The organism is Methylocucumis oryzae, from assembly GCF_000963695.1.
GTDB lineage: Bacteria > Pseudomonadota > Gammaproteobacteria > Methylococcales > Methylomonadaceae > Methylovulum > Methylovulum oryzae.
This window is the reverse complement of record NZ_LAJX01000105.1, coordinates 1-18208: the sequence shown is the minus strand read 5'-3', so window position 1 is coordinate 18208 and position 18208 is coordinate 1. Positions and strand designations below refer to the sequence as shown.

The window sequence follows — 18208 nt, the reverse complement described above, 5'->3', positions numbered from 1 at the left end:
TAGGCGGTTGCTATACTCAATCGATTATTTCTCGATGTATCCGTCTTTCATGTCTACGCCTAGCCCTTCTGTCCTTAATGCTAAACAGATTCCGGTCACACAACTGACCGGTATAGGGCCGCGCACTGCGGTGTTGTTGAATAAGCTAGGTATTACCTCGCTACAAGATTTATTACTGCATTTACCTTATCGCTACGAAGATCGTACTCGTATTCACTCGATTGCCGAGCTTAGGACGGGCGTAACAGCATTTGTCTGTGGTCGTGTTGAGTTAGCGGAGGTCGTCGTAAAAACGAAAAAAAGCTTGGTCTGCCGTATTAATGACGACACGGGTTTTTTGTATTTACGCTTTTTTCATTTTAGTGCCGCGCAATTACAAGCGTTAACACCCGGTAGCTGGTTAACGGCCTATGCTGAAGTCCGTTTAGGTTTTGCTGGATTAGAAATGGTACATCCTGATTATAAAATCTTAGCAAGTCGAGATGAGATAACCGCCGATGAAGCGTTAACACCTGTTTATGCTTTGACTGAAGGTTTAAGCCAACATACCTTGCGCAAAGCCATTAAACACGCCCTGTCATGGCTAACACAACGGCCTGAATTATTACCTGATTGTTTACCGACAACGCTGATTGAAGCATATTGTTATCCTGCTCTTATCGAGGCGTTGAATGCTCTACATGCCCCTAAGAGCGTACAAGCACCGCCAACTGCCGACCATCCGGCACGTAAACGCTTAGCATTAGAAGAGTTATTAGCCCATCATTTAGCTTTACGCCAAGTAAGGCAATACGCCAAAACGGCAACAGCACCGCAGTTAACACCACCTGTTACCGTCTTAACAGCATTTTTAGACCACTTACCGTTTGCATTGACCAGAGCGCAACAACGCGTAATAAAAGAAATTGAGCACGATGTCAGCTCAAACAAGCCTATGCTGCGCTTAGTGCAAGGTGATGTGGGGTCAGGTAAGACAGTCGTGGCGGCCTACACAGCCTTATTGGCATTAGGCAGCGGCTATCAGGTTGCGCTTATGGCACCTACGGAATTACTAGCCGAACAGCATTTTCGCACGTTTACTAGCTGGCTGGGCGATAGCGCGTTTCCGGTAGTATTATTAACGGGTCAAAATAAAAGCAAACATAAAGAAACGTTGTTACAGACTTTGGCGAAAGACAGTCCAATTTTGGTGGTCGGCACCCATGCATTGTTTCAGCAATCAGTGCAATTTAGTCGGTTAGGTTTAATCATTATCGATGAACAACATCGCTTTGGGGTTCATCAACGTTTGGCGTTACGTGAAAAAGCTCAGAATACCGGCTTAAAACCGCATCAATTAGTGATGACGGCTACGCCTATCCCGCGTACGTTGGCGATGTTGCAATATTCTGATTTGGATATTTCGATTATTGACGAACTACCGCCTGGGCGTATTCCTATTGTGACTAGCGTAATCCCCTCTGAACGGCGGGAAGAAGTGATTAATCGCATACAGCATTGGATTGACCAACGCCGCCAAGCGTATTGGGTGTGTACCTTAATCGAAGAGTCCGAGCTCTTGCAATGCCAAGCGGCGGAAAATACCGCGTTATTATTAGCCCAAAGCTTGCCAGCAGTGCGCGTAGGCTTAGTGCATGGCCGTATGAAGGCACGAGATAAAGAGCACGTCATGCAGGCATTTAAACAGCATGAATTGGATTTATTAGTTGCGACAACGGTTATCGAAGTGGGCGTAGATGTGCCTAATGCTGGGCTAATGATTATCGAAAATCCAGAGCGTTTAGGCTTAGCGCAGCTACATCAATTACGCGGTCGTGTCGGTCGTGGGCAAAGCGAAAGTTTTTGTTTATTGCTTTATCAAATGCCATTATCGCAATTGGCCAGACAACGCTTAAAAATCTTACGCGATAGCCATGATGGTTTTTACATTGCTGAGCAAGACTTACAGTTACGAGGCCCCGGTGATGTAATGGGTACGCGGCAAACCGGTCAAATGCAATTTAAAATAGCCGATTTGCAGCAAGATGCTGAGTTATTTGAGTTTATTTCAATGTTAAGTGACCATTTATTACGCGATTTTCCTGAACTTATCACACCGATTTGCCAGCGTTGGCTGGAACACGCTGGTCTTTATGCCGAGGTATAGCATTGACGATTAAAAGCCAATTATTTCAACGTTCACCGGTATGGCGATTAAATCGGCAAGGCTTAAAGATGAGTATGCCTTCCGAGGTAAAAAGCTGGGTTTACGAGCGGGGTTCACTCACTCAACGCTTACGTGCCACTTATGGTAGCGAGCTAAAGGTTACGGTATTAATGCAGCAATGGACCAAACCTTTTTTAGCTGAGCGTGTGTTATTGAATCTACCTGAATATCAGTATTGCTTGACGCGCGAAGTTATTTTACACGCGTATGATCAACCGTTAGTGCTAGCGCGCACGATTATTCCTAAGCATACGGTTAAACTTGCAAATACCAACTTAGCGCATTTAGGTAACCGACCTTTAGGTGAAGTGATTTTTAATTGCCCAAATTTACTGCGTCAGGCATTAGCAATTACTACCGTGATGCCTGGCACATGGACAAATTCTATTAGAACATTGGCTGATATTAATCAAGGCATTTGGGGGCGTAGTACGGTTTATCAAGTTGAACATAAGCCTATGTTAGTTAATGAGTTTTTCTTGCCATCGGTATTGTAGGCGGTTAAGTATCAAACTAAGCGTTTTTTCGGAGTGCAAGGCTTGCCTTGCACGGGTTTAAACAACGCGCAAAGCAAGCTTTGTACTCCAAAGTAGCTTAGCTATTGAGTTAATAAGTTATTCTATCGTTCGCCCTGCATTGGGCTATGACTATCCTGGTAGGGTATGCGATGACTACCCTTGTAACAATCAAATGTGACCGTTCAGAGTATCGTTTTGAAAATTTTAATCTTAGGCGCAGGGGTTACTGGCTCATCTGTTGCTGCTGCGCTAGCCAGTGAAGAAAATGATATTGTCGTCGTCGATTTCAAAACCGAATTATTAGACGCGCTGAAAGAGCGCTTTGATATTGCAACGGTTGCGGGCAATGCTGCTCATCCAAGTATCCTAGAGCAAGCCGGTGTGAGTACGGCCGATATAGTGATTGCGGTGACGGATCGTGATGAGACTAATATGCTGGCGTGTTTAATCATCAATTCATCTTATAGCCGTCCGAAAACGATAGCGCGGGTTAGGGCTTTAGATTATTTAACTCACCCGCAATTGTTTAGCAACGATGGCATTCCTATTGATTACGTGATTAGCCCTGAGCAAATCGTTATGCAGTCGATTCGGAATTTAATCGAATGTCCAGGGGTATTGCATTTATCCGATTTTGCCGGTGGTTTAGTGCGTTTGTTCTCTGTTAAAGTCGTTGCTGAAGGTTTTTTTAACCAGCAAAAAAATCAAAGAGTTAAAAAAACGTTTTAGCCGATGGCAAAATTCGTGTGGCGGCTATTTTTAGACACGGTACACCGGTTGTGGTCAGTGGCGAGTCCATTATTGAAACCGATGACGAAGTGTTTTTTGTTGCGCCGCGTGATGAAGTGCGTACCGTTTTAAAAGAATTAAACAAACTCGAAGAACCGATAAAGCGCATTATCATTGCCGGTGGCGGCCATGTGGGTAAGCGTCTAGGCATGGCTTTAGAAAAAAACCATCAAGTTAAAATCATAGAAAAAGACCCCCGCCGAGTAAAAGCGATTAGTGAATCGCTCAACAATACGACTATTTTGGTAGGCGATTGTGCTGACCAAAAAATTTGCTCTTAGATCAAGGTGTCAATAACACGGATTTATTTTGCGCGATTACCAATAATGATGGGGTTAATATCATTTCCGCCTCGCTAGCGAAAAACTTAGGTGCGCGTAAAGCGATTTGCCTACTTAACCATGTGTCGTACACGAAATTATTACCGGGTACGGGCATTGATGTGTCGGTGTTACCGAATCAAGAAACCTTAGGCAGTATTTTAAAACATGTGCGCCGTGGCGATGTGGCTCAAGTGAGTTCGCTATGCGGTGGGACGGCTGAGGCCATAGAAGCGATTGCTCATACTAATGGCGTTAATTCTGTGGTAGGTCGGCAAGTTAATAGCATTAATTTACCTCAAGGCATTGTTATGGGTGCTTTAATCCGCAACCAGCAAGTGATTTCGGTGCATCATGACACGGTCTTTGAGGAAAACGACCATGTGGTAATGTTTGCGATTAACAAAAAATTAGTGAGTAGTATCGAACAGTTGTTTCAGCCCATTTAGAGCTTATCATGAATGTAATTGCCACGATTATCCATATTTTAGGCGTTGTAACGATGGGCTCTAGTGGCCTGATGGCGACGTGCTTGCTCACGTCGTTGATTGCCCAAGACGGTGCCCAAACAGCGTTTTTATTAGCTACGGCGTTAACGCTGTTAGTCGGGGCAATCATGTTTTTTCCAACGATTTCAACGCCAAAAATCGTGTCCAGACAAGCAGGATTTCTATTGGTATCAATCACCTGGTCGTTGCTACCGGTATTTTGCACGTTACCGTTGTTGTTCTATATGCCCAAATTAAGCTTTCTCGATGCATACTTTGAAGTGGTATCGGGTTTAACGACAACCGGTGCGACGATTTTAAGTGGTCTTGACCACTTGCCTATGTCCATTAACTTATGGCGTCATGAATTAAATTGGATAGCAGGTATGGGTATTATTATCTTTGCCGTCGCGATTTTGCCGATTTTAGGTGTCGGCGGAATGCAGCTTTATATCGCCGAAACACCGGGTTCCGTTAAAGAGTCTGAGTTACCGCCGCGTATTGCCCAAACGGCTAAAGCGTTATGGCTGGTGTATGCGGGTATTTCTGTGTTGTGTATTATCGCGTTAAAGCTTGCAGGCATGTCGTGGTTTGATGCGATATGTCATGCGTTTGCTGCGATGAGCTTAGGTGGTTTCTCTACCCATGATAACAGCGTCGGTTATTTCAACTCAGTGCCTATAGAAGTCGTGTTAACGATTTTCCAACTCGTTGCGGCTATTAATTTCGCCACGCATTTTATAGCGATAAAAAAGCGTTCTTATCGCCCTTATGTCGAAGACATGGAAGCGCGTGCATTTTTAGCTTTAGTGTTAACGAGCTGTTTAATGACAGCAGCCGTGTTATATCGTGACGGGACTTACGATAATTACTTCACGGCCTTACGTCATGCCACGTTTAATCTGGTTACCATTGCTACCGATTGTGGTTTTGCCTCTCAGGATTTTAACCAATGGCCTATTTTCGTACCAATGTGGATGTTATTTTTAAGCTGCTTATCGGCATCATCAGGCTCTACCGGTGGTGGTATTCGTATGATTCGCACGATTATTTTAATGAAGCAAGCGCGCTTAGAGCTGTTTAAATTTATCCATCCCAATTCGGTAAGACCACTAAGAATAGGCGATGCGATTATTAATAATAAAATCGTCACGTCGGTGACGGGGTTTATTTTTCTCTATTTTATCAGCATTGTTATCTTAGTTTTTTTATTACTATTCAGTGGCTTAGATTTTGTCAGCGCACTGAGCGCGATTATCGCTTGCTTTAATAACGCAGGGCCTGGCTTAAACCAAGTCGGCCCCGCGACTAACTATGCCAGCTTAAGTGATTTCCAAACTATCGTGTGTACGTTTGCGATGTTATTAGGGCGGGTACAAATTTTTTCTATTGTCATTTTATTTGTGCCAGAGTTTTGGAAAAAATAACTATGACCGCGAGTCAGCGTTTATTTTTTGCCTTATGGCCAGAGCAACGGATTCGACAACAGCTTATTAACGTACAAAGCAGCTTAACGGCTCCAGGCCGGTTTGTGTTACCCGAAAACTTACATGTAACGCTTAGCTTTTTAGGCAACGTAAGCAGCGACTCGCGTTTACTTTTACTAGAACAAGCTACTGCGTTAACCGAGCATACTGCGTTCACGTTAATTTTTGAAGATATTCAGTTCTGGCCTACCTCAGGTGTGGTGTGTTTAACGACGCGTGTAATACCTGAGACGATTGTGCTAATCGCAGAAAAATTAAACAGGCTAGCTCGCGAGCTTGGGCTAAACGTCGATACTCGCCCTTATCAACCTCATGTGACGTTGGCTAGAGACAGTAGCAAAATTGAGGCGCTGGGCCTAATTCAGCCCATTACCTGGTCAGCGACACATTTTTGCTTAGTCGAGTCTTGTGTTAATTCTGAAGGCGTTATTTATCAGATTATTCAGGAATGGCCGTTTGATAAGTGTTAGTGTTATTTAAGATGCTCTATTGTATGAATTCGCGTTCCTTTTATTTGCTAGTGTTGGGAAATATGTTTGTATGAAATATTTGTAAAACTTCATATCACTGAGTTACAATGCCCTACGGTTTTGCTAAAGCGTAATGTCCGTTTTATTTGGTGAATTGATAGTGAAGCAAACATGCAAGAAGAGTCCGGTTTTTACGATTATTTAAGTAAATATTTAGCGCGTATTCAGGCTGGATTAGCGCTGTTGTTATTATCAGGCTTATGTGGCTTCGATTTCTTTTTTCCTACGCATTATAGCTTACAAGCAGGTATACATGGGCTTAGTGCAATAGCGAGCGTTGTGTTTGCGACCTTATTAACCCATAAGGTTTATCCTTTGCTTAGAGGCGCAGCTATGAATCTGGATTCCTTGCGGCAATGGGTACTTATAGCCACTGGCTTAAATTTGCTAGGTGCTATAAGCGGTAATTGGATTTACATGCGTTACCGTGGGGAACATGGGCCTAGAGACTGGATCCTTGAGCATGTGCCGATTTTTCACATGGGGTTAATGGAGTTTAAAGAGTTTGTTTCATTATTCCCTTTTCCATTACTGGTTACGGCGAGTTTTATCTTGTTTTATTACCGTCCTGTTGTGCAAACTCGGCGAGATGTAACGTTGTTTGTTGCTATACCTATCTTACTAAGCTGGTTTTTTTTAGTATTTAGCTTTGTCGCTGGTTTAGTGTTGGCTAAATTACGTTTTGTGTAGGGGATTATAGCCATGAAGAATGATTTGCCTACACTTGCTAGCACTAGCCAAAAGCCCGGTGGCCAAGGAGCTGAGTCAGCTGAAACCTATAGGCCTACAGGTGCGCTAATTGCTGCCACATTATCTCCGCTATTAGGTTTTTTTACCTTAATGCTGAGTCATCATATTTCAAGGTTATCAAAAAGCATGGATCAATTGATTCTTGCTTATGGGCATTGGATTCCTGGCTCAATCGGCTCAGGGCCTGATGGTAGTATTGGTTCTTATGCAGGAAAAGAAGTGTTGGCGTTAGCGGTTTGGTTAACGAGTTGGTTAATTTTTCATCAGTGTTGGCGGCATAAAGAATTGTCGATTACTGCATGGATTCCGTGGTATTTAGGCGGTGTGTGTGTTGTCACGTTGGGTTTTTTTCACCCGTTAATTGACCCGTTGATTCTCTTTGTTGCAGAGAGCTTAAAATTAATTTGATGCCGATTCTGATGTGCCGTGTTATGCGATTTTTCCTGAAGTCTTGTTAACGTTTAGCGATTATGAACCTAATAAAAAAAATTAAGCATCGCCGTAGTGGCTGCTATTGGTTTAGTGGCATTGCCTAACAACGGGCAGGCTGAAGGTGTGCTGCTTAAAAGTCAACCCGCTCATAATGCGCGCTTAAGCCAGTTTGATAATAAGATTAGCTTGTGGTTTAGCGGTAATGTCGGTGAGCGTTATCCGTCTATTGTCGTCGTTAATAGCCAAGGTCAACGTGTTGATAATCGAGATGTCGGTTTAGATATTGCTCCGCGTAGCCATTTGCATGTTACGACCAAACCTTTGTCACCTGATAATTATACGTTACGTTATCGAGTCGTGACGGAAGATGGTTTAGTTGTCAGTGGTATCCAGACTTTTTCTATTATTCCTTAAGCTAGGTTTTGTAGGCCATGCGTATGTTAAAAAGCGTTATTGTGGTTTTAATGGTGTTAATTTCGATAAGTCAAGCAATGGCATCGATTCCATTAGGAGCTGGCAGAAAAACAGCAACAGGGACTGTAGATATGTATGGTTGTTTACAAGCCAATGATTATTACATAGTAAATTTTGCTGCTTACCCAATCGCGGCTATTGAGTCTAAAAAACCGGTGGTACCTGATTGTATTAATATAACGGCGACAGGCAATACGGTGTTGTCATTAGATTTGTTAGATCGCGATGTTCGCGCTAAAAAAGTGGCGCTTAAGGTGTTGACTGAGGCGGGGCAGCTACTCTATCAAGCACCTTTTGCGATGGCTAAACAAGGTGTTATTTCTGCTCAGGTCAATTTGACTAGGCCAGGTCGTTATCAAGCTATGTTATATGTGCAAGATCAAGACTTAAAAATCGATGAAAATCTAAGTGCTTTATTGATTCCGTTGACTGTTGCGATGCCTGAAGCGGAGCCGGCGGCAAGAAACACAGTGTATGGTTTGTTTATCTTGATAAGTCTTATGGTATTGAGTCTAGCTATCGTTGTACCTAGGTTGTTGCAAGCTAAATCAGTGTAATGTTTGGTATAGGGTAGGGTTATCGTGCGTAGTTTATTGTTGGCAGTTATTAGTTTATTACTCACAGCGTGTGCTGCTCATGAGGCGTCGCCGTCTTATACGCCTGGCTTAGGTGAGTTTATGAGCCAATTAAGTTATCGCCATAGCAAGCTTTGGTTTGCTGGGCAGGCGCAAAATTGGGCGCTAGCGGCTTACGAACTTGATGAAATCGAGGAAGGTTTGCAAGACATAGGGCACTATCATCCTGAACACCATGAAGTGAAAGCCATTCCTGAGCAAATTAAACGCTATATGGCAGCATCGATTGAGCAAACGCACACGGCAATTAATGAAAAGACTACTTCAGAGTTTATCAAGGCTTATGACGCGATAACGGCGGGTTGCAATGCTTGTCATCAAGCTAACGGCTTTGGTTTTAATCAACTGGTAAAGCCTGTTATGAATAGTTTTGCTAATCAACGCTTTTAATCACGTCAGGTTTAAGTCTTCGTTTTAATCGGTACAACGTTAAATTATTTGTCATGTAAGAATAATATTTTTTATCCTTTATTATGATACTCTTTACCTTCTTCCAATTATTGTTATTAATCCACTTTATTTTATGACTATGAAATCTTTATTTGCTTTTTTGACTTTATTATTCTCAATCAATTTCGCTTATGCAGTTGGCGAGCCTATGAATGAGAATTTTACTGATTTAATTAATGCAGCAACGCAATCTGTTGAGCTTGGCAAGCAAGGTAACAGCGAGGGATTTTTAACCTCAGTAGACGCTGCTTTAGATGTGGTAAAAGAGCAAAAAATGAAAGGCGATTCTCCAAAGCTACAACGCGTGAGCACTAAGCTTAAAAATGCTAAAAAACTTGGTAAAGAAGGTAAGTTGTCAGAAGCAACCGTAGCGGTCGAAGAAGCGTTAGCGGTTATTAAATAACCTATTAAAATTTTCCCAGCTGAGACAACTCGGCTGGGAATCTAGCTGTTTTAGTTGTCTGTGTTCGCAGGAATCGAGTATGACTTTATGTCGATGTCTTGCACACGTTTTTTGATTGTTAACGTTTAGGAGAGTGGTATGAATTTTATATTGCGATTAGTCAAGTTAATAGTGGTACTAGTGTTGTTGGTCATTCCTATGCTATCAGACGCTCATACTGGTCATAGCTATGGCGATTCTATAGGATTTATAAGTGGCTTTATGCATCCGTTTACCGGTATCGATCATTTACTCATTCTGCTAGCGGTAGGTATAGGGTGCTCTAAAACCGGTATTCAAGCTCAACTAAGCTTATTAGCCGTATTTATGCTGTTGACCTTAGTAGGTGGCGTGGTGTCATTTAGTGCTGAAGTCAACCAGCTACAAGACTCTATCGAAATAACCGGTGTCTCGAGTGTTTTATTACTATTTTTAGCCAGCAAGGCTTTTAAGCAGTCTATAGAGTTGTTTGTGATAGAGATTTTAGCTTTATTTCATGGTTATATTCATGCGTATGACATGTTGTTAGATACTGATGCCTATCTGTTTACTGCTGGATTTATGGTGTCTACAGGGCTAGTGTTAGGGTTAGGAATGCTGTTGAGATGGGCGATGCAATGGATTTATCAACATTCAGTGTATTCGATGATGAAGTCGAATAGCTAACAGCGCTATTAAACAAAACGACGGGAGCAAGCAAAGCCCTTTGGAAGAATAATGTAAAACGGACAGGCCGTGACCACGGAATATGGACGAACTAAAGCGTTTTATGTGTCTTGCCCCCGTAAACTTGTCGGTCTGAATGTTCTACAAGTTTAAAAAGACATCCTTGTCAAGCGATACTATCCTCTACAGCAACAGCTAATTAGTTAAAGCCTAATTTAATTGAATTGAGCTGCTTAATTTTGATGGAGGCAGTTTACCACCAGAGCCGTCTTGTGGATCCATGCAGCCAGTCAAGCCAATTACCATAAGAGTTAGTGCTAAAATTGCGCTTAATTTTTTCATATCATTCCTCATGTTGTTGTGTTTTTAGGAGTTATGTGCTTTTGTTGGGCATTTATCAATGCCAAAACTTGTAAGCACAAAATAAAATTTATCATACAACTAATTTTGAGGCAATACCTACCGTTAAATGCCGCCTTATTTTTTTTCTAGTTAAAGTGGTTTTGTGTTAAGCGTCGCGAATGTATGCATTAAATCGGCTATACACTTTAGCAAGGGCAATGTATTCAGGGTGTAAGCCGGGGGTAGACAGAAAACTGCTCTTTCTTGCGTTGGTAACGATTAAATCTTAGTGATGCAACAGAAATTATTGCTTAATTCAAGCAGATTAACTTGCCTTTGTCGGTAAGAGCCGATATTTTAAACACCACTGCATATACGGCGCGTATTAATGTTTTTTACTGGATACCGATAATGACTGAATTGCTAAAATTTTTCCAAGACTCCTCTTCGTTATATGGTAGTAACGCGAGTTTTATTGAAAACCTTTATGAACGTTTTTTTAGATGATCCTGAATCCGTACCGGTTAGCTGGCAACGGCATTTTCAGGGTATGCAACAGCAGGCGGTATTTGATACGCCGCATAGCCCTATCGTTGAGCGCTTTGCTAAATTAGCCGTTAAGTCGCCGAACCGCATTGCGCAAATTCAAGGCTTTACGGAAGAGAGTGTTAAAAAACAATCGGCTGTTGCGAGGTTGATTAACCAATACCGGGTGCGTGGTCACCAGATTGCCCATACCAATCCTTTAAACAAGCCTGCTGCGATGTTACCTGACTTAGATCCGTCTTATTACGGCTTATCCGAGCCTGATATGGAGACTTTATTCGATACGGGTTCTATCTATGGTTATGACCGCTTGCCGTTGCGCAAAATCATTGAAAATTTAACGACTATTTATTGCGGCAGCATTGGTTCTGAGTTTATGCATATCGATGATACGCAGATTCGGCGCTGGTTTATTAATCGCTTGGAAAGCACTAAAAATAATTTAGTGTTAAATGCCGATAAAAAACGCTGGGTGCTAAAACTATTAACGGCTGCTGAAGGGATAGAGTTGCACCTGCAAAATAAATTTGTTGGTCAAAAACGCTTTTCGTTAGAGGGTGGTGAGTCGTTAATTCCTATTTTAGATGAACTTATTCAGCGCTCTGGTGAAAAAGGCGTAAAAGAAATCGTCATCGGCATGGCGCATAGAGGGCGTTTAAATGTCTTGGTCAATATTTTGGGCAAAAGCCCAGCCAGTTTGTTTGAAGAGTTCGCCGGTCATTATCGCTTAATGCCAGGTATGAGTTCGGGCGATGTGAAATATCACATGGGCTTTTCATCGGATGTTGAAACACTCGGTGGCCCGGTGCATTTGGCCTTAGCATTTAATCCTTCGCATTTGGAAATTATTAATCCTGTCGTTGAAGGCTCGGTGAAAGCGCGACAAGACAGAGCGGGAGATGATGGTAAAGCGACGGTGATTCCGGTGTTAATTCATGGCGATGCAGCGTTTTCTGGGCAAGGCATTGTTATGGAAACCTTGAATATGTCCCAAACCAGGGCTTTTTCTACCGGTGGGACGATTCATGTCGTGATTAATAATCAAATTGGTTTTACTACCAGTAATCCACAAGACGCGCGTTCTACGCCGTATTGCACCGATGTGGCGCGTATGATTCAAGCACCTGTGTTTCATGTCAATGGTGACGACCCCGAGGCGGTTATTTTTGTTACGCAATTAGCGGTTGATTACCGCATGACGTTTAATAAAGATGTTGTGATTGATTTGGTGTGTTATCGTCGATTAGGTCATAACGAAGCGGATGAGCCAGCGGCTACTCAGCCTATTATGTACGGCAAAATTCGCAAATTAAAAACTACCCGCACGCTGTATGCCGAGCGTTTAATTGCTGAACAAGTGCTTACTAGTCAAGACAGCGTTGGTATGGAGCAAGAGTACCAGCAATTATTAGAAGCGGGAGCTATTGTGTCGAGACCGATGTTAGATAATAGTTATCGTTATACCGCGCAGTGGGATCAGTTTTTGCATACTAATTGGGATGCGCCGTGTCAGACATCTGTTTCGTTAGAGCGTTTGCGTTATTGTAATGACCGTATGCAGCGTTTGCCCGCTGGTTTTGAGGTGCATCCTAGGGTTGCTAAAGTGATGGAAAACCGTCGCAAAATGGCGGCAGGTGCAATGCCTTTGGATTGGGGGTTTGCTGAAAATATGGCGTATGCGACGTTGTTAATGGAAAAGTATAATGTGCGCTTAACCGGTCAAGATGTCGGGCGAGGTACTTTTGTGCATAGACATGCGGTTTTGCATAATCAATTGCAAAATAAAAACCATACACCGTTAAAGCATTTGGATAAAAACCAAGGTCGGGCGCAAATCTTTGATTCGTTGCTATCCGAAGCCGGGGTATTAGGTTTTGAATATGGTTATAGCACGACTTCGCCCAACACTTTAGTGATTTGGGAAGCGCAATTTGGTGATTTTGCTAATGGTGCGCAGGTGTTAATCGATCAATTTATTAGCTCGGGTGAGACAAAATGGGGGCGTTTGTGTGGCTTAGTCATGTTATTACCCCATGGCTACGAGGGGCAAGGTCCGGAGCACTCGTCAGCGCGTTTAGAGCGTTATTTACAATTATGTGCCGAGCATAATATGCAAGTCTGCTGTCCAACGACGCCAGCGCAGATTTTTCATTTATTACGCAGGCAGCTATTAAGAGCGTATCGTAAACCGTTAATTGTAATGAGTCCTAAAAGCTTATTACGCCATAAATTAGCCGTGTCTACATTGGAAGAGCTAACGAGCGGTCAATTTCAGCCTATTATTAGTGAAGTCGATGCTATTCCAGTGAAGAAAGTAACGCGTTTAGTATTTTGCTCCGGTAAAGTGTATTACGATTTGCTAGAAGCGCGTCGAGAAGCTGATTTAAAACATGTTGCTATTGTTAGAATAGAGCAGTTATATCCTTTTCCAATCGATTTATTTAAAGCGGAGATTGCTAAAATATCCGCATTTAAAAAGAGTTTGTTTGGTGTCAAGAAGAGCCTAAAAATCAAGGGGCTTGGTATAACTCAGGTCACCATTTTACCGAAAATTTACCGTCCCATATTAAAGTGTCTTATGCGGGGCGCAAAGCGTCAGCCTCACCTGCTGTAGGCAGCTTTCATGTCCATATTGAACAACAAAAAGAGGTCGTAGAAGCTGCGCTTTACGGCATATCATCGAGAACACCGTCTGGAAAATAAACAATGAGTATTGAAGTTACTGTCCCTAATTTACCCGAATCTGTATCGGATGCAACGATTGCTGCTTGGCATAAAAAACCTGGTGATACGGTGAATAAAAATGACAGCTTAGTTGATTTGGAAACTGATAAAGTTGTGTTAGAAGTCACTGCACCTGAATCGGGTGTGCTAACAGAGGTTCTTGCTGAACAAGGTGCCATTGTGTTGGCAGGGCAAGTGATAGGGGTTCTTGATACGGAGAAGCGTGCAGCGACGGTCAGTAGTCCGTCCGTCGCGTCAGCAGACGTATCTGCGCCAACGAATGCTGACATCACACCATTAAGTCCGTCGGTACGCCGTTTAATCAATGAGAATACGTTAAATCCTGCGGATATTAAAGGTACGGGTAAAAAGTGGGCGTTTGACAAAATCCGATGTGTTAGAGCATATACAAAAGCAAGCGGCACCTACACCGCCTGCTGCTGAGCCTCAACCTCAGTTACAACCTGCGCAAGCTGAGCCTGAGGTGAAACCAGCGCCGGTTGTTATGCCTGAAAACGACGGCCATCGCCAGTGCAAGTTTGCGACCTGAGCAGCGTGTGCCTATGACACGATTACGCGCAAAGATTGCCGAGCGTTTATTACAAGCGCAACAAAATGCTGCGATGTTGACGACGTTTAACGAAGTGAATATGCAGTATGTGATAGATTTACGCAATCAATATAAAACGCGATTTGAGCAGAAACATAATGTTAAGTTAGGTTTTATGTCGTTTTTCGTAAAAGCATCGGTAGAAGCGTTAAAACGCTTTCCGGCGATTAATGCGTCTATCGACGGTAACGATATTATTTATCATGGTTACTATGACTTAGGTATTGCTGTGAGTACGCCGCGTGGGTTAATTGTGCCGGTTTTACATGATGCGGACCAATTGGACTTTGCGGGTATTGAGAAAAGCATTGTGGAATTTGGCGAGAAAGCGCGGGCAGGCACGTTAAGTTATGATGATTTAAAAGGCGGCACGTTTACGATTACTAACGGTGGTGTGTTTGGTTCTATGTTGTCCACACCCATTTTAAATCCGCCGCAATGTGCCATTTTAGGTATGCATGCGATTAAAGAGCGGCCTGTCGTTGAGAATGGCCAAATCGTGATTCGGCCCATTATGTATTTAGCCTTATCTTACGACCATCGCTTAGTCGATGGTCGTGAAGCGGTACAATTTTTAGTGACTATTAAAGAATGCTTGGAAGCACCCGCCCATTTACTTCTAAACATTTAATATGACTAAACAAAACACGACGAACTACGATGTTATTGTAATCGGTGCCGGCCCTGCCGGTTATTCCTGTGCTATACGCTGTGCGCAACTTGGTTTATCTACAGTTTGTGTTGATAATTGGCGTAATAACAAGGGGCAGCGCGTTTTAGGTGGTGTTCATTTAAATTCTGGTTGCGTAGCGGCGTTGACGTTATTGGAATCGGCTAAGCTATATCACGCTTTAAATCATGACTTAGCTAAGCGGGGAATTCACGTTGAAAACATCACTTTAGATATGGCTAAGCTGGTTCAGCATAAAGATGAGGTCATCGATGCCATGGGGCATAAAATTTCAGACCTTTTTGCCCACCATAAAGTAGCCAGTATTCATGCACATGCGCGTTTGTTAGGTTCTAAAGTAGTTGAATTAACCCCGTTAGATGGTTCGCCGGTTTCAACTATTCAAGGTAAGCATATTATCTTAGCCACCGGGTCTTCGCCGATTCCCTTACCTTATGCAAAAGTTGATAACGAATTTATTTTCGATTCGTTTGCGGCGCTTAATATGACGAGTTTACCCAAAAAACTGGCGATTATAGGTGCTGGGGTGAATGGTTTGGAATTAGCGTCAATATGGAGTCGTTTAGGTAGTGAAACTATTTTATTAGATGCGCAAGAAAGTTTCTTACCCTTGCCAGACCAGCAATTGTCACGCGAAGCTTATCGTATTTTTACTGAGCAAAATTTGGATTTACGCTTAGGTGCTAGAGTGATTTCAGCAAAAAAAAGCCGTAGTAAGGTTATTGTTGATTATCAAGATACCGAGGGGACGCATAATTTACGCGTTGACCGGCTTATTGTTGCAACAGGTCGTAGGCCAAATACTGAGAATTTAGCTGCGCGTGAAGCTAACTTATTACTCGATGAAAACGGTTACGTGCATGTGGATGAAAAATGCCGAACTAACTTACCGGGTGTGTATGCTATAGGTGATTTAAATTTATTAGGGCCTATGCTGGCTCATAAAGGGATAGAAGAAGGTGTTTATGTGGCTGAGCATATTGCTGGGCACAATAGCACGATTAATTATGATGCTCTGCCTAGTGTCATTTATACCGACCTGAAATTGCCTGGGTGGGGCAGACTGAGCAAGCGTTAAGAACTATGGGGGTGCCAATAAAAGTAGGTTGTTTTGCGCTAGCAACCACCGCGCGTGCACAGGCATTCGGACAAAAATACGGTTTGCTTAAAATAATTGCTCATGCAGAGAGCGATACGGTCTTAGGTGTGCATATTATTGCGCCACATGCTTCAGAACTTATTGCCGAAGCGGTGTTAGCAATGGAATTTTCGGCTAGCAGTGAGGATTTAGCCAAAACGATACATGCTCATCCAACGCTTTCAGAGGGGTATCACGAAGCCGCTTTGGCCATTAAGAAAATGAGCGTACATATACCGCTTTAATACTAGACATCTTGCTGACTGAAGTTACAATGCAATAATAGTACTCAACACAACTTGATGGATTGATGATTGGAGGTGGCAATGATAGCAAGCATTTCCCACAGTTCAATTAGTCACGCCCATTATGCAAAGCAAGCAAGCGCAACATCTGATAGCTCTAAAAGTAATGACCAGGCTTCTAAAGCTGCGGCCGACAGTAAATTACAATTATCGGAAGCCGATTTAAAAGTCATTGAGCAGTTAAAAAAAGCGCGATACTGAGGTTAGGGCGCATGAGTTGGCTCATTTAGCGGCGGCGGCAGGCGTTGCTAGAAGCGGTGCAAGCTTTACTTATCAGTTAGGTCCTGATGGTGTTTCTTATGCGATAGGTGGTGAAGTTAACATTGACACTTCTGAAGTCGCAGGCAATCCAGAGGCAACGCTAAGAAAAGCTCAAATCATAAAAAGTGCGGCTTTAGCACCAGCCGAACCCTCTAATCAAGATTTTCAAGTTGCCGCCGCCGCAACCGCGATGGCGATTAAAGCGATTAGCGAAATAGCGGCTAATGCTAAAGGTGAAATTCAAACCAAAGGTGCTTTCATTGATGTCAGTGCATAACATCGGCTAATAGCGCTGGTTTAGCTGAGCAGCTTGAGCTAATAGGCAAACGGGTAGTTGTAGAAAACAATTACAACGCTAGCGTGTTAATCTGTTTGCAACATTTTCGCCGTAAGATTCTCTATCACACCATCCTTGTGGTATTATGATAGCTTTTTAGAGGAGTCGTTATGGCGAAAGAAGATCAAATTGAGATGGAAGGTAAGGTGATTGATACACTACCGAATACGATGTTTAGAGTTCAGCTAGAGAATGGTCATATTGTTACTGCGCATATTTCAGGAAAAATGCGTAAGCACTACATTAGAATTCTAACCGGTGATACTGTAAAAGTTGAAATGACACCCTACGATTTAACCAAAGGTCGTATATCCTTCCGTATGCGCTAGTTGTAATCCTAGCGCACCCTTTGGCTGGTAGTCTCCTTGACTATTAGCTGTTTTCTGGAATTTCCAGCTCTTTACCCGTGATGGTAAAGCATAATTCGTTGTTTTCTACTGAGATAGTGACATGTCCGCCGTTTGCGAGTTCGCCGAAGAGCAAATCATTGGCTAACGGCTTCTTAATTTTTTCTTGAATTAAGCGAGCCATTGGTCGTGCCCCCATTTTGGGGTCGCAACCATTTTCGGCTAACCACAAAACGCGCGTCAGCATCTAGTGTTAATGTGACTTGTTTATCTGCTAGCAAGGCTTCTAACTCAAAGATGAATTTATCTACAACGTGACCGACCACGGTAATATCCAACGGTTTGAATTGGATAATGCCATCTAAGCGATTGCGAAATTCCGGTGAAAAATACTTTTCTACGACTTTTAAGCTATCCGTTGTGTGGTCTTGATGGGTAAAACCAATTGAAGCCCGACTACCTTCTTCGGCACCTGCGTTAGTCGTCATTACTAAAATAATATTGCGAAAATCTGCGCGTCTGCCGTTGTTGTCGGTTAGCGTGCCGTGATCCATGACTTGTAATAACAAGTTGAACACATCAGGGTGAGCTTTTTCCAATTCGTCTAATAACAATACCGCGTGGGGATGTTTAGTGACTTGTTCAGTCAATAATCCACCTTGATCAAAACCGATGTATCCTGGAGGTGCGCCAATTAAACGCGAGACGGTGTGTCGTTCC

21 protein-coding genes and 3 pseudogenes are annotated in these 18208 nt (G+C 42.8%); 22 read left to right on the top strand and 2 right to left on the bottom strand.

From position 1 onward, the window contains the following. Positions 1-49: 49 nt before the first annotated feature. The 14 genes from recG to VZ94_RS10705 all read left to right on the top strand — a co-directional run bounded on the left by recG (position 50) and on the right by VZ94_RS10705 (position 10187). Entirely contained in the window at positions 50-2146 is a 2097-nt protein-coding gene (gene recG, locus VZ94_RS10760; protein WP_045779244.1) for an ATP-dependent DNA helicase RecG, read from the top strand. A 2-nt stretch (positions 2147-2148) separates the two neighbouring features. Further along, on the top strand, positions 2149-2703 hold the full coding sequence (locus VZ94_RS10755) for a chorismate--pyruvate lyase family protein (RefSeq protein ID WP_052700442.1): 555 nt from the start codon (positions 2149-2151) through the stop codon (positions 2701-2703). A 216-nt stretch (positions 2704-2919) separates the two neighbouring features. Continuing rightward, complete coding sequence (locus VZ94_RS28790; RefSeq protein WP_239649846.1) at positions 2920-3453, top strand: NAD-binding protein; 534 nt, start codon at positions 2920-2922, stop codon at positions 3451-3453. Between the two features lie 17 nt (positions 3454-3470). After that, positions 3471-3794, top strand: coding sequence for an NAD-binding protein (locus VZ94_RS28785; protein WP_239649845.1), 324 nt, complete (start codon positions 3471-3473; stop codon positions 3792-3794). Continuing rightward, positions 3785-4282 carry a TrkA C-terminal domain-containing protein gene (locus tag VZ94_RS28780; protein ID WP_239649844.1) on the top strand — a complete coding sequence of 166 codons (498 nt, stop codon included), beginning with the start codon at positions 3785-3787 and terminating at the stop codon, positions 4280-4282. The genes VZ94_RS28785 and VZ94_RS28780 overlap by 10 nt, the downstream gene beginning before the upstream one ends. 8 nt (positions 4283-4290) lie before the next feature. Beyond that, the gene (locus VZ94_RS10745; RefSeq protein WP_045779233.1) at positions 4291-5748 is read left to right on the top strand and encodes a TrkH family potassium uptake protein; all 1458 of its coding nucleotides are present in this window, start codon (positions 4291-4293) and stop codon (positions 5746-5748) included. After that, positions 5736-6278 carry an RNA 2',3'-cyclic phosphodiesterase gene (gene thpR, locus VZ94_RS10740; RefSeq protein WP_131655533.1) on the top strand — a complete coding sequence of 181 codons (543 nt, stop codon included), beginning with the start codon at positions 5736-5738 and terminating at the stop codon, positions 6276-6278. The genes VZ94_RS10745 and thpR overlap by 13 nt, the downstream gene beginning before the upstream one ends. Positions 6279-6449: 171 nt before the next feature. Then, positions 6450-7028: a hypothetical protein gene (locus VZ94_RS10735; RefSeq protein WP_045779231.1), complete on the top strand. Its 579-nt coding sequence runs from the start codon at positions 6450-6452 to the stop codon at positions 7026-7028. Positions 7029-7040: 12 nt separating this feature from the next. Then, positions 7041-7496 (top strand): hypothetical protein, encoded by a 456-nt coding sequence (locus tag VZ94_RS10730; RefSeq protein WP_045779230.1) that lies wholly within the window; start codon positions 7041-7043, stop codon positions 7494-7496. 96 nt (positions 7497-7592) lie between these two features. Further along, positions 7593-7934, top strand: a complete 342-nt coding sequence (locus VZ94_RS10725; protein ID WP_239649843.1) for a copper resistance CopC family protein — start codon at positions 7593-7595, stop codon at positions 7932-7934. Between the two features lie 23 nt (positions 7935-7957). After that, on the top strand, positions 7958-8551 hold the full coding sequence (locus VZ94_RS10720) for a hypothetical protein (protein ID WP_239649842.1): 594 nt from the start codon (positions 7958-7960) through the stop codon (positions 8549-8551). 24 nt (positions 8552-8575) lie between these two features. Continuing rightward, a complete protein-coding gene (locus VZ94_RS10715) occupies positions 8576-9019 on the top strand; it encodes a hypothetical protein (RefSeq protein ID WP_239649841.1) in 444 nt (147 codons plus the stop codon). 139 nt (positions 9020-9158) lie between these two features. Further along, positions 9159-9482 carry a small metal-binding protein SmbP gene (locus VZ94_RS10710; protein ID WP_204369109.1) on the top strand — a complete coding sequence of 108 codons (324 nt, stop codon included), beginning with the start codon at positions 9159-9161 and terminating at the stop codon, positions 9480-9482. A gap of 138 nt (positions 9483-9620) precedes the next feature. Continuing rightward, positions 9621-10187 carry a HupE/UreJ family protein gene (locus VZ94_RS10705; RefSeq protein ID WP_045779226.1) on the top strand — a complete coding sequence of 189 codons (567 nt, stop codon included), beginning with the start codon at positions 9621-9623 and terminating at the stop codon, positions 10185-10187. Positions 10188-10397: 210 nt separating this feature from the next. Here the strand turns inward: VZ94_RS10705 and VZ94_RS30660 are convergent, their stop codons facing one another. Further along, positions 10398-10529 (bottom strand): hypothetical protein, encoded by a 132-nt coding sequence (locus tag VZ94_RS30660; RefSeq protein WP_275575204.1) that lies wholly within the window; start codon positions 10527-10529, stop codon positions 10398-10400. A gap of 454 nt (positions 10530-10983) precedes the next feature. Between VZ94_RS30660 and VZ94_RS10700 the strand changes: the two genes are divergently transcribed. From VZ94_RS10700 to infA, 8 genes and pseudogenes are all read left to right on the top strand, one after another. Next, positions 10984-13689: a 2-oxoglutarate dehydrogenase E1 component gene (locus VZ94_RS10700; protein ID WP_439097728.1), complete on the top strand. Its 2706-nt coding sequence runs from the start codon at positions 10984-10986 to the stop codon at positions 13687-13689. Next, positions 13617-13778, top strand: a pseudogene (locus VZ94_RS33245) (hypothetical protein); the annotation flags it as partial. The gene VZ94_RS10700 and the pseudogene VZ94_RS33245, both read left to right, overlap by 73 nt. Positions 13779-13781: 3 nt before the next feature. Beyond that, positions 13782-15040 (top strand): annotated as a pseudogene (gene odhB / locus VZ94_RS31975) (2-oxoglutarate dehydrogenase complex dihydrolipoyllysine-residue succinyltransferase). 1 nt (position 15041) lies between these two features. Then, positions 15042-16178 carry an FAD-dependent oxidoreductase gene (locus VZ94_RS10690; protein WP_239649840.1) on the top strand — a complete coding sequence of 379 codons (1137 nt, stop codon included), beginning with the start codon at positions 15042-15044 and terminating at the stop codon, positions 16176-16178. A gap of 5 nt (positions 16179-16183) precedes the next feature. Continuing rightward, complete coding sequence (locus VZ94_RS28775; protein ID WP_239649839.1) at positions 16184-16483, top strand: oxidoreductase dimerization domain-containing protein; 300 nt, start codon at positions 16184-16186, stop codon at positions 16481-16483. An 81-nt stretch (positions 16484-16564) separates the two neighbouring features. Continuing rightward, positions 16565-16744, top strand: coding sequence for a hypothetical protein (locus VZ94_RS26975; protein ID WP_052700440.1), 180 nt, complete (start codon positions 16565-16567; stop codon positions 16742-16744). 16 nt (positions 16745-16760) lie between these two features. Next, the gene (locus tag VZ94_RS26970; protein ID WP_052700439.1) at positions 16761-17081 is read left to right on the top strand and encodes a putative metalloprotease CJM1_0395 family protein; all 321 of its coding nucleotides are present in this window, start codon (positions 16761-16763) and stop codon (positions 17079-17081) included. 170 nt (positions 17082-17251) lie between these two features. Further along, positions 17252-17470, top strand: coding sequence for a translation initiation factor IF-1 (infA, locus tag VZ94_RS10680; RefSeq protein WP_045779225.1), 219 nt, complete (start codon positions 17252-17254; stop codon positions 17468-17470). A 43-nt stretch (positions 17471-17513) separates the two neighbouring features. Here infA and VZ94_RS10675 read toward each other — a convergent pair. After that, positions 17514-18208 (bottom strand): annotated as a pseudogene (locus VZ94_RS10675) (AAA family ATPase); the annotation flags it as partial.

What these genes read in the sequence shown, in the direction of transcription:
- recG (WP_045779244.1), top strand. Translation starts at nt 50, where the DNA reads ATGTCTACGCCTAGCCCTTCTGTCCTTAATGCTAAACAGATTCCGGTC.
- VZ94_RS10745 (WP_045779233.1), top strand. Translation starts at nt 4,291, where the DNA reads ATGAATGTAATTGCCACGATTATCCATATTTTAGGCGTTGTAACGATG.
- VZ94_RS10735 (WP_045779231.1), top strand. Translation starts at nt 6,450, where the DNA reads ATGCAAGAAGAGTCCGGTTTTTACGATTATTTAAGTAAATATTTAGCG.
- VZ94_RS10730 (WP_045779230.1), top strand. Translation starts at nt 7,041, where the DNA reads ATGAAGAATGATTTGCCTACACTTGCTAGCACTAGCCAAAAGCCCGGT.
- VZ94_RS10720 (WP_239649842.1), top strand. Translation starts at nt 7,958, where the DNA reads ATGTTAAAAAGCGTTATTGTGGTTTTAATGGTGTTAATTTCGATAAGT.
- VZ94_RS10710 (WP_204369109.1), top strand. Translation starts at nt 9,159, where the DNA reads ATGAAATCTTTATTTGCTTTTTTGACTTTATTATTCTCAATCAATTTC.
- VZ94_RS10705 (WP_045779226.1), top strand. Translation starts at nt 9,621, where the DNA reads ATGAATTTTATATTGCGATTAGTCAAGTTAATAGTGGTACTAGTGTTG.
- VZ94_RS30660 (WP_275575204.1), bottom strand. Translation starts at nt 10,529, where the DNA reads ATGAAAAAATTAAGCGCAATTTTAGCACTAACTCTTATGGTAATTGGC.
- VZ94_RS10700 (WP_439097728.1), top strand. Translation starts at nt 10,984, where the DNA reads ATGGTAGTAACGCGAGTTTTATTGAAAACCTTTATGAACGTTTTTTTA.
- VZ94_RS10690 (WP_239649840.1), top strand. Translation starts at nt 15,042, where the DNA reads ATGACTAAACAAAACACGACGAACTACGATGTTATTGTAATCGGTGCC.
- VZ94_RS28775 (WP_239649839.1), top strand. Translation starts at nt 16,184, where the DNA reads ATGGGGGTGCCAATAAAAGTAGGTTGTTTTGCGCTAGCAACCACCGCG.
- VZ94_RS26975 (WP_052700440.1), top strand. Translation starts at nt 16,565, where the DNA reads ATGATAGCAAGCATTTCCCACAGTTCAATTAGTCACGCCCATTATGCA.
- infA (WP_045779225.1), top strand. Translation starts at nt 17,252, where the DNA reads ATGGCGAAAGAAGATCAAATTGAGATGGAAGGTAAGGTGATTGATACA.